The 14,758-nt window shown below is 69.6% G+C and carries 19 protein-coding genes and 1 tRNA gene; 5 read left to right on the forward strand and 15 right to left on the reverse strand.

Features of this window, described 5'->3' with window-relative positions; translation table 11 throughout:
* Positions 1 to 206: 206 nt before the first annotated feature.
* Positions 207 to 291 (reverse strand) — tRNA-Leu (locus EXE48_RS02060).
* Positions 292 to 565: 274 nt separating this feature from the next.
* Positions 566 to 1,264 carry an endonuclease III domain-containing protein gene (locus EXE48_RS02065; RefSeq protein ID WP_053772315.1) on the reverse strand — a complete coding sequence of 233 codons (699 nt, stop codon included), beginning with the start codon at positions 1,262 to 1,264 and terminating at the stop codon, positions 566 to 568.
* A 123-nt stretch (positions 1,265 to 1,387) separates the two neighbouring features.
* Between EXE48_RS02065 and EXE48_RS02070 the strand changes: the two genes are divergently transcribed.
* From EXE48_RS02070 to EXE48_RS02080, 3 genes are all read left to right on the forward strand, one after another.
* Positions 1,388 to 1,696, forward strand: coding sequence for a hypothetical protein (locus EXE48_RS02070; protein ID WP_053772314.1), 309 nt, complete (start codon positions 1,388 to 1,390; stop codon positions 1,694 to 1,696).
* Positions 1,697 to 1,839: 143 nt separating this feature from the next.
* Positions 1,840 to 2,256, forward strand: a complete 417-nt coding sequence (locus EXE48_RS02075; RefSeq protein WP_053772313.1) for a DUF2178 domain-containing protein — start codon at positions 1,840 to 1,842, stop codon at positions 2,254 to 2,256.
* Positions 2,253 to 2,447: a helix-turn-helix transcriptional regulator gene (locus EXE48_RS02080; RefSeq protein WP_053772312.1), complete on the forward strand. Its 195-nt coding sequence runs from the start codon at positions 2,253 to 2,255 to the stop codon at positions 2,445 to 2,447. The genes EXE48_RS02075 and EXE48_RS02080 overlap by 4 nt, the downstream gene beginning before the upstream one ends.
* 18 nt (positions 2,448 to 2,465) lie before the next feature.
* Here the strand turns inward: EXE48_RS02080 and EXE48_RS02085 are convergent, their stop codons facing one another.
* From EXE48_RS02085 to EXE48_RS02115, 7 genes are all read right to left on the reverse strand, one after another.
* Positions 2,466 to 3,104, reverse strand: a complete 639-nt coding sequence (locus EXE48_RS02085) for a fibrillarin-like rRNA/tRNA 2'-O-methyltransferase (RefSeq protein ID WP_137710660.1) — start codon at positions 3,102 to 3,104, stop codon at positions 2,466 to 2,468.
* Positions 3,097 to 3,999: an NOP5/NOP56 family protein gene (locus tag EXE48_RS02090; protein WP_137704060.1), complete on the reverse strand. Its 903-nt coding sequence runs from the start codon at positions 3,997 to 3,999 to the stop codon at positions 3,097 to 3,099. Before EXE48_RS02090 ends, EXE48_RS02085 begins: the two co-directional genes overlap by 8 nt.
* A 65-nt stretch (positions 4,000 to 4,064) precedes the next feature.
* On the reverse strand, positions 4,065 to 4,307 hold the full coding sequence (locus EXE48_RS02095; protein WP_137704061.1) for a hypothetical protein: 243 nt from the start codon (positions 4,305 to 4,307) through the stop codon (positions 4,065 to 4,067).
* A gap of 57 nt (positions 4,308 to 4,364) precedes the next feature.
* Complete coding sequence (locus EXE48_RS02100; RefSeq protein WP_121599070.1) at positions 4,365 to 5,147, reverse strand: CBS domain-containing protein; 783 nt, start codon at positions 5,145 to 5,147, stop codon at positions 4,365 to 4,367.
* Between the two features lie 70 nt (positions 5,148 to 5,217).
* Positions 5,218 to 5,583 carry a winged helix-turn-helix domain-containing protein gene (locus EXE48_RS02105; protein ID WP_053772307.1) on the reverse strand — a complete coding sequence of 122 codons (366 nt, stop codon included), beginning with the start codon at positions 5,581 to 5,583 and terminating at the stop codon, positions 5,218 to 5,220.
* 223 nt (positions 5,584 to 5,806) lie between these two features.
* A complete protein-coding gene (locus tag EXE48_RS02110) occupies positions 5,807 to 6,739 on the reverse strand; it encodes a sulfurtransferase (RefSeq protein ID WP_137710661.1) in 933 nt (310 codons plus the stop codon).
* The gene (locus EXE48_RS02115) at positions 6,736 to 7,455 is read right to left on the reverse strand and encodes a helix-turn-helix domain-containing protein (protein ID WP_053772375.1); all 720 of its coding nucleotides are present in this window, start codon (positions 7,453 to 7,455) and stop codon (positions 6,736 to 6,738) included. The genes EXE48_RS02110 and EXE48_RS02115 overlap by 4 nt, the downstream gene beginning before the upstream one ends.
* A gap of 177 nt (positions 7,456 to 7,632) precedes the next feature.
* On the opposite strand from EXE48_RS02115, the gene EXE48_RS02120 reads away from it, so the two are divergent.
* Positions 7,633 to 7,872, forward strand: coding sequence for a hypothetical protein (locus tag EXE48_RS02120; protein ID WP_053772305.1), 240 nt, complete (start codon positions 7,633 to 7,635; stop codon positions 7,870 to 7,872).
* A 20-nt stretch (positions 7,873 to 7,892) separates the two neighbouring features.
* On the opposite strand, the gene EXE48_RS02125 is transcribed toward EXE48_RS02120, so the two are convergent.
* The 3 genes from EXE48_RS02125 to EXE48_RS02135 are packed head-to-tail and all read right to left on the reverse strand — an operon-like array spanning position 7,893 to position 10,561.
* Entirely contained in the window at positions 7,893 to 8,138 is a 246-nt protein-coding gene (locus tag EXE48_RS02125) for a hypothetical protein (RefSeq protein ID WP_053772304.1), read from the reverse strand.
* A gap of 1 nt (position 8,139) precedes the next feature.
* Positions 8,140 to 9,144 carry a cytochrome d ubiquinol oxidase subunit II gene (gene cydB / locus EXE48_RS02130; protein WP_137710662.1) on the reverse strand — a complete coding sequence of 335 codons (1,005 nt, stop codon included), beginning with the start codon at positions 9,142 to 9,144 and terminating at the stop codon, positions 8,140 to 8,142.
* Positions 9,137 to 10,561: a cytochrome ubiquinol oxidase subunit I gene (locus tag EXE48_RS02135; RefSeq protein WP_053772374.1), complete on the reverse strand. Its 1,425-nt coding sequence runs from the start codon at positions 10,559 to 10,561 to the stop codon at positions 9,137 to 9,139. The genes cydB and EXE48_RS02135 overlap by 8 nt, the downstream gene beginning before the upstream one ends.
* Before the next feature lie 225 nt (positions 10,562 to 10,786).
* On the opposite strand from EXE48_RS02135, the gene EXE48_RS02140 reads away from it, so the two are divergent.
* On the forward strand, positions 10,787 to 10,966 hold the full coding sequence (locus EXE48_RS02140; protein WP_053772302.1) for a DUF8073 family membrane protein: 180 nt from the start codon (positions 10,787 to 10,789) through the stop codon (positions 10,964 to 10,966).
* Between the two features lie 319 nt (positions 10,967 to 11,285).
* On the opposite strand, the gene feoB is transcribed toward EXE48_RS02140, so the two are convergent.
* The 3 genes from feoB to EXE48_RS02160 form a co-directional block, all read right to left on the reverse strand.
* Positions 11,286 to 13,181: a ferrous iron transport protein B gene (gene feoB / locus EXE48_RS02150; RefSeq protein ID WP_053772300.1), complete on the reverse strand. Its 1,896-nt coding sequence runs from the start codon at positions 13,179 to 13,181 to the stop codon at positions 11,286 to 11,288.
* The gene (locus EXE48_RS02155; protein WP_053772299.1) at positions 13,178 to 13,420 is read right to left on the reverse strand and encodes a FeoA domain-containing protein; all 243 of its coding nucleotides are present in this window, start codon (positions 13,418 to 13,420) and stop codon (positions 13,178 to 13,180) included. Before EXE48_RS02155 ends, feoB begins: the two co-directional genes overlap by 4 nt.
* A 105-nt stretch (positions 13,421 to 13,525) precedes the next feature.
* Complete coding sequence (locus EXE48_RS02160; RefSeq protein WP_053772298.1) at positions 13,526 to 14,446, reverse strand: NAD(P)/FAD-dependent oxidoreductase; 921 nt, start codon at positions 14,444 to 14,446, stop codon at positions 13,526 to 13,528.
* Positions 14,447 to 14,758 lie beyond the last annotated feature (312 nt).

The following is a 14,758-nucleotide window of genomic DNA, read 5'->3' on the forward strand; positions in this document are numbered from 1 at the left end:
TACTCCCGATAGCGCGCTTCGAGCGCCGCGGTCAAGTAGACGTACCGACCTTACTAACACGGATTCAGACAGCGAAGGAGTCCGAACCTGCGCCGAAATGCCTCTCACGTTCGTTCGAGGCAGTATGCGCGGGACCGGATTCGAACCGCGAGGACTCCCTTCGCTCGTCCTCTGGGTTACAAATCCGCTCTTGCTCCTTCGCTCAGTGCGCGGGACCGGATTTGAACCGGCGGACCCCTACGGGATAGCGTCCTAAGCGCTACGCCTTTGGCCTGGCTCGGCAACCCGCGCGCAAACCAGCGTACGCGGAACCGAGTCAAGAACCTGACGAACCGACAGCGGCGATACGATTCGTCAATATCGTGCGGCGGCGCGTGTCCGCGAGCGGCCGGAGCGAAGCGGAGGCCGCGAGGAGCACGCGCGGGGGAGTCGCTGGCGCCGCCGGAGCCAGCGACGAGGCTGGGAAGGCGTGGGGCCGCTGTGCGGTGCTTCGGGAAGCGGTCGCCGCCGAGCGACCAGCAGAATTCACTTCGAACCGGTCACGAATCGCTCCCTACTCGACGTATCAGCAGTACTCGCAGTCGCAGTAGACTTCACACACCGGGTTGTCGCAGTCCGCGCCCCGAGCCGAACAGTGCTCGCGACCGTGCCGAATCAACAACACGTGAAGCGGGTAGATCAGCTCGTCGGGCACCTGCGCGTCCAGTTCCTCGTGGGCGCGCTCGTTCGACGCCGACTCCGAGACGAGCCCGAACCGCTTCGAGACGCGCTCGACGTGGGTGTCGACCGCCATCGTCGGCTTCCCGAAGTGGAAGTTCAACACGACGCTGGCGGTCTTCGGCCCGACGCCTTTGATCTCCGTCAGCCACGCCTTCGCGTCGTCGGTCGCCATCGCGTCGAGGAACGCGAGCGAGTACGCGCCGCCGGTCTCCTCGCGGATCGCGGTCAGCGCGCGCTGGATGCGCGCGGCCTTCTGGTCCGGCAGCCCGGCCACTCGGATCGTCTCGCGCAGCTCCTCGTGGTCGGCGGCCTCGATCGCCGCGAAGTCGTCGTACCGCTCGAACAGCGCCTCGGCGGCCCGTCGCGTGTTCTCGTCGGCGACGTTCTGCGAGAGGATCGTCGTCACCAGTTGCCGGACGCCCTCGCCCGGCTCCGCGGTCGGGTCCGCGCCGTGTTCGGCGACTCGGTCGACCGGGTCGTACAGCTCGACGAGGTCGTCGTGAAGCGCGCGGACCCGCGTCTCGTCCCACGTCTGCGTCGACATACGCGCGTTACGTGCGCGTGCGACTTGAGACCGGCGACCGCGGGGAACTCAACGGCGGCGACCGCGGGCGACTCCGGGGCGCCGACGCGGACGTTTATATCCCTCCCTCGACTACCTCGCCGCGTGTACCGGGCGAGCGACCGAGTCGACAACGAGGCGTGGATCGAACTGCTCGACGAGGCGTGCGCCTCGCTCGACCTCGACGACGAGACGCGCTCGACCGCGGTCGACCTGTTCCTCTCGCGCGCCCCCGACGACGACCGCGGGAAGCGCGTCGCGGCCGCCGCCAGCCTCTACGCCGCCGGACTGATCCGCGGCGAGGAGCGCTCGCAGTCGGCGGTCGCCGACGCGATGGACGTCTCCCGGCTCTCGGTCCAGAAGCGCTGGAAGCCCATCCTCGAAGACGCCGGCTTCTCGCCTCCGTCGTGGTGAAACGGCGGTGAATTGCGGTTTAGAACCCCCTCGACGCGTTTCCTATCAGAACCTTCACCGGCGACAGTTTTATTAGCAAACGTAAAGTGTCTTTTACTGTAAAGCGAGTTTTACATGCGGTTCTCGCTCGCTTTACTCCCACCATGAGCGAACACACCGCCTCCGCGACGACTCGGCCCTCCACCAGAAAACGGTACAAGCGCATCGCCTACGGACTGCTCGGCGCCGGTATTCTCGCCCTGTGGATCGGCATCGCGGCCGACCGCTTCGTCCTCGGCGTCGCTCTGTACTGGGCCGGCGGCCTCGGTATGGGGCTGGTCCAGCGGTTCAGCCCGGTCGAACTGTACGACGAGCGCGACAACGCTATCGAGCGCAAAGCCAGCCAGAACACGCTGAACGTCTTCGCGTACCTCTTCGTCCTCGGCGCGCCGGGCGGACTCGCCTTACACGAGAGCGGCGTCGTCACGCTCCCGGGCGAGTTCTACGGCGCGATGCTGACGCTCTTTGGAGTGTACGTCGTGTTCGGCGTGTCTATCTTCTACTACAAGCGGACCGCATGAGAAACGACATCCCCGAGCGGCGCGAGGAGACCGGCGAGAGCCAGGCCGACCTAGCCGCCGCCGTCGACGTCACTCGCCAGACGATCAACGCCATCGAACGCGAGCGCTACGACCCGTCGCTGGAGCTCGCCTTCGAGCTCGCCGACCACTTCGGCTGTCGGATCGAGGACATCTTCGAACCGGCGGAGTGACCGACCGCCGCGGCGCGGCTACTTCGGCGTCGCCACCACGCCGAGGTGGTCCTCGTGGAACCGGTCGAGCCGCCGCGTCTCCAGGACCTCGTACGCGTCCCGAAGGCGGTCGAGCGCGCCCTCGAACACCTCCTCCGGCGCCGCGGTCACGTCCTCGCTGCGCGCCTTGACCGCGAGCAGCAGCCGGCCGTCGTCGGCGAGGAACCGCGCGTTGCGGACGGCCACGTCGGCCTGCCCGCGCGTGGCAACGTCCTGGACGACCGCGTCGACGTCGGCCTCGACCACGTGCGCGTACGTCTCGGGCCGCCGGGCGTCCTTGAGCAGCGGGAAGAGTCGGTCGCGCGGTTCGGCGGCGTCGAGCAGGTCCCGCGCCGGCCGCGGTGCGAACTCGACCGCGTACGTCGGCCCGGCGAAGTCGGCGACGTGGCTGACGGTCGTCCCGCTCGCGGCGCCGAGGTAGAGGACCGTCTCCCCGCCCGCGAGCCCGGTCTCAAGTCCCAACTCCAGCATCCCGCCGAGCTTCGACCGCTCGGGCTCCCACGCGCGCCAGCCGTCCGTCGTCGGCTCGCCGTACACCGGCTCGCCGCGGGTCGCGAGCCGCTCCTCGCCGGCTATCTCGCGGCGCTCGACGCCGTCGGGAAGAGACGGCTCACTCATGGTCGGCCTCCCCCTCGCTCGCCGCTCCGTCGCCGTCGCTCTCGGCGCCCTCGTCTGCCCGGGCTCGGATCGTCGCCATGCGCTCTCGGAGGTCCTCGTGAAGCTGCGCCCGTCGCTCGCCGGCGTAGTGGTCGGCCCGCGCCGCGAGCGACAGCTTCCCGGCGAGCGCGCGCGCCGCCGAGCCGCGGTCCGCCGGGCGCGTGCCGCGGACGAACTCGTGCGTGTAGATGATCCCGTGTTTCGGCGACGGGGCCCGCCCCGAGAGGTGCGCGAACAGCGCGTCCTCGGCGCCGAGCACCTGGACCGTCCCCGACGGCTTCTTCGCGAGCGACTCCAGCCCGCCCGCGAGCGCGATCAGCCGCGCGGCGAGCTCCGGCCCGGCCATCTCGGTGAGGTTCGGCGCGACCGCGGGCGCGATCCGGCCGATCGTCGCCGCGAGTTCGGCCCGCTCGTCGTCCAGGTCGGCGGCGCGCGCCGCGAGCGACACCGCCCGCCGCTCGACCTCGCTCTCCGGCTCGCGGGCCGCGATCGCTCGGGCGCCCTCGACGCCGGACCCCACGTCGTCGAAGAGGCTCCCGGCCCACTCGACGGCGCGTTCGGCGAGCTCGTTGGCCACGCGCTCCGCGTCGTCCATCGCCCGGACCGCGTGGATCAGCTGCGCGTCGTCGGCGCGCTCCCGCTCGCGGACCGCCTCGCGGGCCGCCGCGACGCTCGCCTCGTGGAGCCGGTCGTAATAGTCGTCGGTCGAGTCGGCGAACCCGGACTCGACGGCGAGGGCCGGCCAGTCCCGGGGCCGGTCGGCCTCGCCGTTCGCGAGCCGGTCGCGGGCGGCGTCGGCCGCGTCGCCCGCGTCGGACCGCGAGAACCACCCCGCGTCGGCGTCGGTGTCGGTCATCGGCCGTCGCTACTCGTTCCCGTCGTATAGGCGTTCCCGAACGCCGACGCGCGGCGGAGAGCGACTCAGCCGGCGGTCGCCGCGCCGTCTGCGTCGTCGAGCGCCTCGTCCTCGTCGGAGCGGAGCGCGTCGAAGAAGCCGCCCGGGTCCGAGCGCACGTCCGCGATCGTCGCGCCCGCGAGCGCGCCGAGGGCGCCGCCGCTGGAGGCCGCCTGTCTGCTGATCAGTCCGCCGACCGCGGCGCCGGCGGCCGCGCCGACCGCGGCGAACGCCGCCCGAGAGAGTGCGCGTCGAATGCGTGATCCCATGCGCGGAACGTCTACGTCAACTTACAAAAGCCTACGGACGGGGTTCCGCGCGGCGCCTCACTGGAGCCGCTTCGTCGTCTCCACGAGGGGGTGGCGCGCGTAGTCGACGACCTCGATGTCGTCGACGACCCGGAGCCCCTCCTTCTCCGCCGTCTTCGCCATTCCGAGGTCGATCGTCGTCCGCGGGACGATCACGTACGCGTCCATCGCCTCGATGCCGCCCTCGCGGGCGGCCATGGCCCGGTGGTGGCCGTCGGCGAGGTAGAGCGTGCCGCCGTTGTCGATGACGACGAGCGGCTCCGCGAGCCCGTGTTCGAGCTCGTACTGTCGGCCCTCTAACTCGTCGGCGTACACGCGCGCCTGCGTCGGCGTCAGGTCGGCGATCGCAACCTCGCGGCGCTCCTCGTCGAGCTCGACGCCGTGGATCTGCGAGAGGGTCCGCATCAGCTTCCCGACCTTGCCGGGCGTGGCGCGCTCGATCTGCGAGCGGACCACGTCGGTGTTCGAGATGATTCCGACGAGGTTGTCGGCATCGTCGACGACGGGGAGCCGCTGGATCCCCGAGCGAAGGATCACCCGCGCGGCGTCGGTCACCTTCATGTCCGGGTGCGCGACGATCAGGTCCTCCGTCATCACCGTGAACACGGGGGCGTCGTCGTCGGCGAGCAGCAGGTCCCCGGCCGAGACGAACCCCTCCACGGTGCGGCCCTGGGTGACCGGGAACCCGTTGTGGCCGTCGCTGTCGGCCATGCGACGCGCGACGGTCGCCACCGTCTCGTCCGGGCTCACCGTCTCCACCTCGCGGGTCATGTACTCCCCGACCGTCGGTTTCCCGCTCATCGTCCGCCGTAGGCGCTCCCGGAATAAAAGAGGGCGGGGCGACGGTCCCCCGGCCGTCGCCGTACGTCCGTCACTCTCCGTCCGGCCGCCACGTCACCGTCTCGTCGGGGTTCCCCGCCGGGCGCTCGACCCGCGTCCCGAGCCGTCCGTCGTCGTCGACGGTGATCGTGACGCGGCGTACGTTGCGCTCGTACAGTCGATATCGCCCCTTCTCGGCGTCGATCGCGACGTGCTCGGTCACTAGGTCCATCTCCTCGAGCGTATCCAAGCGCCGGTACACCGTCGACATCGGGATGTCGCACGCGTCGACGAGTTCGGCGACCGAGGTCGGCTCGTCGAGTTCCGACAGGATCGTCCGGTTCGTCTCCTCGCTCAGTGCGTCCAGGAGCCGCCGGACGGTCCCCGACTCGTCGCGCTTCGAGCCGGCGTCACTCATCGTGACCGACCGGCGGTACGAGTTCGCTTCGCCGGCCGCCCCACCGGCTTCCTGTGCGCCTCGCCATCGGTTCGGCGTGAGAACCAGTCATCGCCGAAGATTGTGTGTACAGGAGCTAATGTGTCCGTTTGTCGTAGGACAACGGCCTCTCTCCTCGGCCGGGGGCGGTGACTTGCCGCGCCCCGGTGGCGGCGGCTGACGGCCGCCGAGGACGGGGAGCCGGCTAACCGTCGTCCGGTTCGCCGATGTCTATCGGGACGCCGATCATGTTTCCCCACTCGGTCCACGACCCGTCGTAGTGCCGCACGCGTTCGTAGCCGAGCAGTTCCTCGAGCACGAACCACGTCACCGACGATCGCTCCCCGATCCGACAGTAGACGATGACGTCGTCGTCGGGGAAGATCCCCCGGGATTCGTACACGTCCGAAAGCCGCTCGCGAGACTTGAACAGGCCGTCTGGGCGGACGTTCTCGGCCCAGAACACGTTCGTCGCCCCGGGGATGTGGCCGCCCCGCATCGCCCCCTCGTTGCTGCCGGGCGGCTTCGTGATTTCCCCCCGAAACTCCTCGGGTAGTCGCACGTCGACGAACTCCGTGTCGGTGTCGAGCGCTGCCCGCACGTCCGTTCGCGTGGCACGCACCCCCGGTCTGGCCGGCGCTTCGGGGGCGTCGCCGTACGTCACGGCGGGCGGGTCGGCCGGCTCCGTCGTGGTCGGGTAGCCGTGTTCCGTCCAGTACTCGCGGCCGCCGTCCATGATCCGGACATCCGGGTGGCCGTAGTAGGTGAGCTGCCAGTACAGGTGGGCCGCGAACCAGTTCCGGTTGTCGCCGTAAATGACGACGGTCGTCTCCTCGTCGATCCCGTTCGATTCGAGGAAGGCGGTCATCTCTGCCGGGGAGAGGATGTCGTGCGCCGTCGCCGACCGGAGCTCGGTGCGCCAGTCGACGCCGACGGCGCCGGGCGCGTGTCCCTCCCCGTAGAACGAGGCGTTGACGTCGACTTCGAGCAGCCGCAGGTCGGGGTCGGCCGCGGCGAACCGGTCGATCCGGGCGTCGACCCAGTCGGGGCTGACGAGCACGTCCGTCGGGTACCGGCCCTCTAGCGACGCGGCTGCCGGTCTCCGCTGATCGTCGTCGGGTGGGGTGTCTGCGGTCATGACTGTTGGTCGGCGAACCGCTTTGCCAGCTCCGCGGTCGCGCGTCGAAGCCGGTACGACACCGTCGAACGCGGCTCGTCGAGCTCCGCCGCGAGCTCGTCGAGCGTCACGTCTCGCGGCGTCTCGAAGTACCCGCGTTCGACGGCGAGCAGCAGGGTCTCGCGCTGTTCGGCCGCGATATCGGGCCGAGAGAGCAGTTCGCTCTCCCAGTGGTCGACCTCGGTCAGGTGTTCGAACGAGAACGACAGCCCGTCGCCGAGCTTCGCGGACAGCGTGTCGTACAACAGCCCGATATTCGAGTCGTCCTGGACCAGCACGCGCCAACGGACCGTGTCGCCGGACCGCGTCTGCTCGAAGAGGACGCCCCCGTCGACGTACTTCGCCGTGATGAGGGGAACGGACTCGCAGTAGTCCACGTCGGAGACGTACGTGTACGCCACACGCCGCCGCTGCTCTTCGGTCAGCAGGCTCGTCGCACGGGTCGAGCGACACGCCCGACCGCTGATCGACTCGCGGTCGACGGACTCGTCCAAGAGCAGTTCGTCGACGGCGGCGAGGTCGGCCGCTTCGCCGGTCACCGATTCGAGCTTCCACAGCTCCGCGGGGTCGAGACACGAGTAGGTCGCCTTCGACTGGAGGGAGCCGCGGTCGATGAACAGGTCGACGTACTCGTCGGCGCCGGGCTCGTACGTTATTTCGAAGCTGAAGTCGTGCATCTGTCGGTGAACTGGTCCGGTCGTGCGGGCGCGGTTCGCGGCGACGGTCTTGCGGTCGTCGAGGGTCTCACGGCCGGCGGTATCGCGGTCGCCGGTCAGCGAGCGCCCGCGCCTCGGCGGGGAGTTGTCCCTCGACAACGCGTGTGATATGGGCTCGACGTACTTACGTTGTCTCGTATGGCGCAGTCACCCTCGGGTCGCGAGACGCCGACCGCGCTCCGGAACCGTCTCCTGATCCCGGCCCTCGTCGCGCTCGTCGCCGGGATCGGCGGGTTCGGTCTCGGACTGACCCACGACGACACCGTCACTGCGCTGGGCGCACTGCTCTTCCTCCCCAGCGCCGCGCTGCTGTTCGGCATCGTCGCCAAGCGTCACGGCGTCGGACCGCTCAGGCGGTCGAACCGTCGGTCGGACTGAGGTCGGACGCGGCGGTCCGATCACGTCGCCTCCCGGACGCGAGCCGCAACGAGCCTGTCGACGTTGAACATGACCACGGCGACTGCGGCGAGGACCGTCGCGAAGTAGACGACGAGCTGCGGCGGGCCGGACGCGGCGCCGCCCGCGACGGCCCCGCCGAACCCGACGACGAGGAGCTCCGCCCACGTGATGAGCACGCGCGAGAGCAGTAGCGTTCCGACAGGCGAGCGACGTGTCGTCGCGGGCGCCTCCGATCCGTCGCTCATCTCAGTACGCCTCCTCGGCCGTGATCGGGCCGCTGAACGCCGAGTACAGGACGACGAAGTACGCGGCGACCAGCGGCAACAGCAGGGCCGCGCCGATCGACATGAGGTTCAGCGGTAACGTCGAGACGACGGCGTCCCCGACCGTCGCCCCGGTCGCCGGGTCGATGCGCGGATACATGAGGACCGCGACCACCGCGATCAGTCCGTACGTCAGTCCCGCGGCCGCCGCGAGCGCGGCGAGGTTCGCCCCGCGCCGAAGGGCGACGCCGTAGCCGACGCCGAGTGCGACGGAGGCGACGACCAGCGCGACCACCGGCGGCGACAGCACCGCGTCGACGCCGGCCGGGAGCCGAGTCGCCAAGACGCCGAGGGTCGCGACGACCGCGATGAGGTACGTCGCGACGGCCCCGACGCCGATATCTGTAACCCTCTCGGGCAGCGCGTTTCGCGCTTTCAGCCGGAGGAACGCGGCGCCGGAGACGACGGTCAGCGCCGTGACGGCGACCCCGGTGACGACGCCGATGAGCGTGAGCGACCGGGGGGTTCCGACGAGCCAGTTCCCCGCGAACGCGCCGAGGAGGAACGGCGCGAGGACGCTGCCGGCGACGAACGACCGCCCCCACCACCGCCGCCACCGCGCGTCGTGGCGTTGCTCGTACATCTCCGGCGCCAGTCCCCGAAAGATGAGAGCGCCGAGGATGCCGAACATCAGCAGGTAGTGGCGGCTGAAAAGCCCCGCGTACACCGACGGAAAGGCGGCGAACAGCGCGCCGCCGAACACGACAAGCCACACCTCGTTACCGTCCCAGAACGGCCCGATCGCCGACAGCACCGCCTCGCGAGCCTCGTCGTCGGAGAGCGTCGCGAAGATCGCGCCGGCGCCGAAGTCGAAGCCGTCGAGGAACAGGAACGTCCCGAGCAGGGCGAACACGAGCGAGAACCACAGCTCCGGGAGCGGCAGGCCGAACACCGGGCCCCCCGCGAGCGCGTCGACGGCGCTAGTCATCACCGGGCACCTCCGCGGTCCCCGCGTCGCGCTCCGCGGTGGACCGCAGTTCGCGCGCGCTCGGTGGTCCGTCGCGGATAACCCCCGCGACGACGTACGTGTACAGCGCGAGGATGCCGGTGTAGACCCCGACGAACCCCACGAGCGTGAGCAGCGCCTCCCCGCCGGTAAGACCGGGCGACACCCCCTCGCTCGTCTTCAACACGCCCTGGATCACCCACGGCTGGCGGCCGACCTCCGTGACGACCCACCCGAGTTCGACCGCGACGATGCCGAGCAGGCTGGACGCCATCAGCGCCTTATGGAGCAGTCCGTCTTCGAACAGTTCGCCGGTGAACCACCGGTAGCCGCCCCAGAACGCCAGCAGGATGAACCAGAAGCCCATCCCGACCATCGCGCGGAACGACCAGAACACGATCGCGACGGGGGGCGCCTCCGTCTCGAACGTGTTCAGCCCGCGTATCTCCGCAGTCGCGTCGCCTCCGCTGGCGAGCCACGACGCCCCGCCCGGAATGCCGAGGCCGAACAGCTCCTTCGCGCGCGGATCCGTGAACTGGCTCAGGTCAGTCGGGATCGCGAAGATATACTCCGGGACGTACGCCTCGGTGTCCCAGACCGCCTCCATGGCAGCGAACTTCTGCGGCTGCGTCTCATAGACGTGCCTCGCGTACAGGTCGCCCTGAAGCACCTGTAGCGGGGCCGTGATTAGTAGCGCGACCAGCGCGATCTTGAGCGTCTTGTGCCAGAATTCGATGTGTTCCGACTTCGTTCCCCAGACGTGGTGTCGATAGACGTAGTACGCGGAGACGCCGGCCATGAACAGCGCGACCGACTCGACGGCGGCGTTTTGCATGTGGACGTACATGTAGCCGAACCGCGGAGTCAGGTACGCCGCGAGCGGGTCGACGAGGTGGACGACCTCCCGCCCGTTCTCGGTCACGAGCTCGTAGCCGCGCGGCATCTGCATCCACGAGTTCGCGATGAGGATCCAGACCGCGGACAGCCACGTGCCGACGCCGACGGCGAGGCTGGACACCAGGTACAACCGGTCGGAGACCCGCTCGCGACCGAACACGAAGATGCCGAGGAACGTCGCCTCCAGCATGAACGCCATCATCCCCTCGACGGCGAGCGGGCCGCCGAACAGCTCGCCCGCTGTCGTCGAGAACGCCGCGAAGTTGGTCCCGAACTCGAACTCCAAGACGATCCCAGTGACCGTCCCGACGACGAACGAGATGGCGAATATCTTCGTCCAGAAGCGACGCAACTGCTCGTACACCGGGTCGCCGCCCCGAACGTCCTTCCAGGTGAAGTATATCAGGAACGGCGCCAGTCCCATGCTCATCACCGGGAAGATGATGTGGACGATCGTCGTCAGGGCGAACTGGAATCGGCTTGCGAGTACTGGGTCGATCATGTCGTAGTGGATACGGATTGGAGGGTCGCTCCGACGCGCGCCGCGGTCGGTCTCTCCGTGTGACACTGATCGCTCCGCCTCCATAACCCCGGAGTTGGCACAGGACAACCGACCGCGGAGCGCCCGCCGCCGCGCCCTCGGCTGCGACGCGGGGCCCGCCCGCGGGTCCGAAAGTTGTCCTGCGCCAAGCCATCGCTTTGGGTGGCGAGGCGACTGCGCTTAGGCATGAAGACACGGCACGCGGTGCTGGCACTCGTCGCCCTCGTCACGTTGGTGATGACCGTCAGAGCGGTCGTCGCCGGCCTGGACGGCGACTTCGGGACGGTCGGCAGACAGGTCGGGGTCGGCGGGATCGTCTTCGCGTTCGGCGTGGCGCTGTACCGGAGCTGGGAGTCGGTCGGCTGACTCGGCGGCCCGCTCCGCGACGGGGGCGGCAGAGCGTCCGGCGCGGTCGACGGCGGCCCCCGGAGCGCCCGGCCGCCACCCGCGCCGCCTCGCACCGACCCTCGTCAGGACTCGTTCGCGGGCTCGTCGCCGGCGGAACCGTCGTCGGATCGCCGCGCGTCGGCTAGCCGCTCCGCGACCTGTCGCCGGAGGCGCTCGAAGGGCGACGAACACGCGCCGCACTCGGCACACGAGACACCCGCGCAGGAGGCGGGGGCGCCACAGCGCGGACACGAGAGCCCGTTCGCCGGTTCGAACTCGTACCCGCAGCGCGGGCAGATCACGTGATCACCCCCAAGGCGGCCGAGACAGCGCCTCCGACGACGAACGCGGTGACCCAGGAGCCGACCCATACGAGGATCGCGCTCCGCGCGTCGCGCTCTCTGAGGACCATCGCCATCGTGAGGATACACGGGACGAACAGCGTGACGACCACCAGCCCGACGAAGGTCTGTGACGCCGTCAGCTGTAGATCCGTCATCCCGGCGGCGGCGAAGTCGCGGCGGATCAGCCCCAACACGAGCACCTCTCCGAACGACGCGGGAAGGCCCAGAGCCGCAGTCAGCGGCCGGAGCGCACCGACTATCGCGTCGAGCGCGCCGAGGTAATCGAGCGTCGATACCGCCGCCGCGGTGACCCCAAACAGCGGGGCCGCCTCCCGGAGGAACGCGCCGGCCCGGTTCGCCGTCTTCCGGGCGACGTTCGTCGGGCGGGGGACGCGCAGCCGCGGTAGCTGCTCGATCAGCGCGTCCTGTCGACCGGGCAGCGTTCGGTCGAGAACGACGCCGACGGTCCCGAGGACCCCGAGCAGCAGCGTCAGGTAACCGATCCACCAGACGGGCCCGAGTTCGGCGAGCAACCCCGCGACGACGCCGATCTGTGCCGAACAGGGAATCGCGAGCCCCAGAAGCGCCGTCGTGATGAGCCGCTCTCGGCGCGACCCGACCACTCGGGTGGAGACGACCGCCATCGTCACGCACCCCACGCCGACGATCAGCGGGACGACCGCGCGGCCGTTGAGCCCGATCCGGTCGAGTCCCCTGTCCGTCACCACGGCAAGTCGCGGGAGGACGCCGGCGTCTTCGAGCGTTCCGATCACGAGGTAGAACGCGACCACGAGCGGGAGCAGGACGCCGAGCGTGTACCGGACGGTGACCGTCAACAGCCCGAGGCTGTCGTTGACCAGCAGGAACTCGACGGGTCGGGCCCACCCGCTCGCCGGGAGCAGGTCCGCGACGGCCGCCTCGACCGCCGGGGCGTAGTACCGCCCGAATAACACAGTCTCCGCGTAGTCCACGACCCGCTGCGCGACGAGCACCCCCATGACGTAGAACACAGCGAAAAGGAGCGCGAGCGCGATCGGGACCCCCGTCACCGGCCGCATCAACAGGCCTCCGAGCCGTTCCCCGAGACGACGCCGAGAACCCCGTTCGACCGTCTCGACGATGGACCTGACGCGCGTCCGGCGCTCGCGGTACACCGCCTCCCGTTCTCCGACGGCGGCGAGCGGTGCGGCGCCGCCGTCGGCCGCGAGGTCGCGAGCCCCGACGCGGCGAGCCGTCGGTTCGTCGCCCTCGACGAGGAGGGTCTTCTCCGCCCGACTGGCGTCGATCCCGTCGGGGAGCGCGCCGTAGTACGAGGCGACCGGCGTCGACTCCGGGGCGGACGCCTCGGGGAGTCGATCGCGCAGTTCGTCGACGCCCGCGCCCGTGACGGCGACGGTCGGGACGACGGGCACGCCGAGGGACCGCTCCAGCGCGTCGGCGTCGATCTCGAGGCCCTCGGCCTCGACCTCGTCCATCATGTTCAGCGCGACGACGGTCGGGACCCCCATGTCCAACAGCTGTAGTGTCACGAACAGGTCTCGGTCGAGCTGCGTGGCGTCGACGACGTTCACGACCGCGTCGGCACGGAGGACGATCCGCCTCGTGACCCGCTCCTCCTCTGAGAACGACGAGATTCCGTGGACCCCGGGCGTGTCGATCAGGCGGGTCGAGCCGAGGGGCGCCGCGGTCGTCTCGACCGTGGTGCCGGGATAGTTCGAGACCTCGACGTACTCGGGTGTGAGACGCCCGAACAGCACGCTCTTGCCCGTGTTGGGTGCGCCGACCAGCGCCGTGGACGTCTCGACGTCGCCCGCCGTGGGCCCGCGGGCCGCGTCCCCGCTCGCCGTCATCGCGGTGCGTCGTCGGGCTCCGCCCGCTCTACGGTGATCTCCCGGGCCAGTGACCGCCCGAGCGCCACCTCCGTCCCGCGACGTCGAACGACGACGGGGCCGTTGCGGATCCGGCGGCGACACTCGACGCGACCGTCTAGGAGGCCGAGCCGCAGCAAACGAGCGCGGCGCTCGCCGTCCGGCACGTCGACCAGTTCGACCCACTCCCCCGATGGAACGTCGGCCAGCGCGACTACCATTTAGGCTTACCTAAAACAACGGGCGTGTTGGGCGGCACTGCTCATTATGTAGTCTTATATAATACCCTCCGCGTCCGCCGCGAGCCGAGTCGACGGGCGGACCGGTCAGGCCGGCTGCGAGTCCAGCTTCTTGTAATCGATGTAGTCCGCCCCGCGGAGCTCTTCGAGTAGGTTGATGGCCGCGCGGGCGCCCTCGCCGACGGAGGTCGCGATCTGCTGGTGGCCGCCGGTGACGTCGCCCGCGGCGTACACCCGGTCGACCGGCGTCGACTGGTCGGGGTCGGTGACGATGTCGTCGCCCTCGACGGGCACGCCGAGCATCTCCGCGAGGTCGGTTCCGCCGGCGGTACCGAGCGCGACGAACAACCCGTCGACCGGTATCTCGTCGCCCTCTCGGGTGACGACGGCTTCGAGGACCTCCTCGCCGGCGAGCCGATCGAGATCGTCGGTGACCACCCGGATCCCGGCGTCGTCGACCCGCTCTCTCAGCTCCTCGTCGGCCTCGAACGCCGACCCGTTGGTGAGGATCCGGACGTCGTCGGTGTAGTCGAGCAGCATGAGCGCCTCGGTCGCGGCGTAGTTGTCGGTGCCGACGACCGCGACGGGGCTGTCGCGGTAGAAGTAGGCGTCGCACTCGACGCAGTAGGAGACGCCGTGGCCCTCGTACGCCTCGACGTCCGCGACGGCCGGCCGCTCGTAGTCCGCGCCCGTCGCGATGATGACCCCGTCGACGACGTACTCGTCGACCGTCGTCTCGACGCGGTACCGGTCGCCGTCAGGCTCGATCCGAACGACCTCCTCCTCGACGATTTCGGCCCCGTACTTCCGCGCGTGTTCCCGTCCCAGGTCGACGAGTTCCGGCCCCGTGACCCCGTCCGGGAACCCGTAGACGTTCTCCATCGTGTCCACGTCCCGGGTCGTCCCGCCCCCGTCGTCGAACACGAGCGTTCGCCTGTCCGCCCGGGCCGTGTAGATGGCGGCGTTCAGTCCGGTCGGTCCGCCGCCGATGATCGCTACCCCTGACATCTGTATTGTTCAGTACGCACTATACTAACTTATGAGTTCCGCACTTGGCGTCGGTCGAGCGGTTCGTTCTCATCCGCGACGCTGACAACGATGAGTGATTTCGGGCCTCTAAATCGAGAATACGCAGTTACTGGCGCACGCACGTTTCCGCGCGCTTGCGAGGTCTCAGTTGTATCGGGCGCATTAGTTATGCGTTAATAGCGAAATACTCTCGCGAGTACGGCGTCGCTCGGCGAGCGATCGAGACCGGACCCGAGGAGACGACGCCCGGGGAACTGCGGGCGACGCCCGCGGTACGGCAGTTCGACGGAA

The organism is Halorubrum sp. ASP1 (assembly GCF_005435135.1).
Lineage (GTDB): Archaea > Halobacteriota > Halobacteria > Halobacteriales > Haloferacaceae > Halorubrum > Halorubrum tropicale.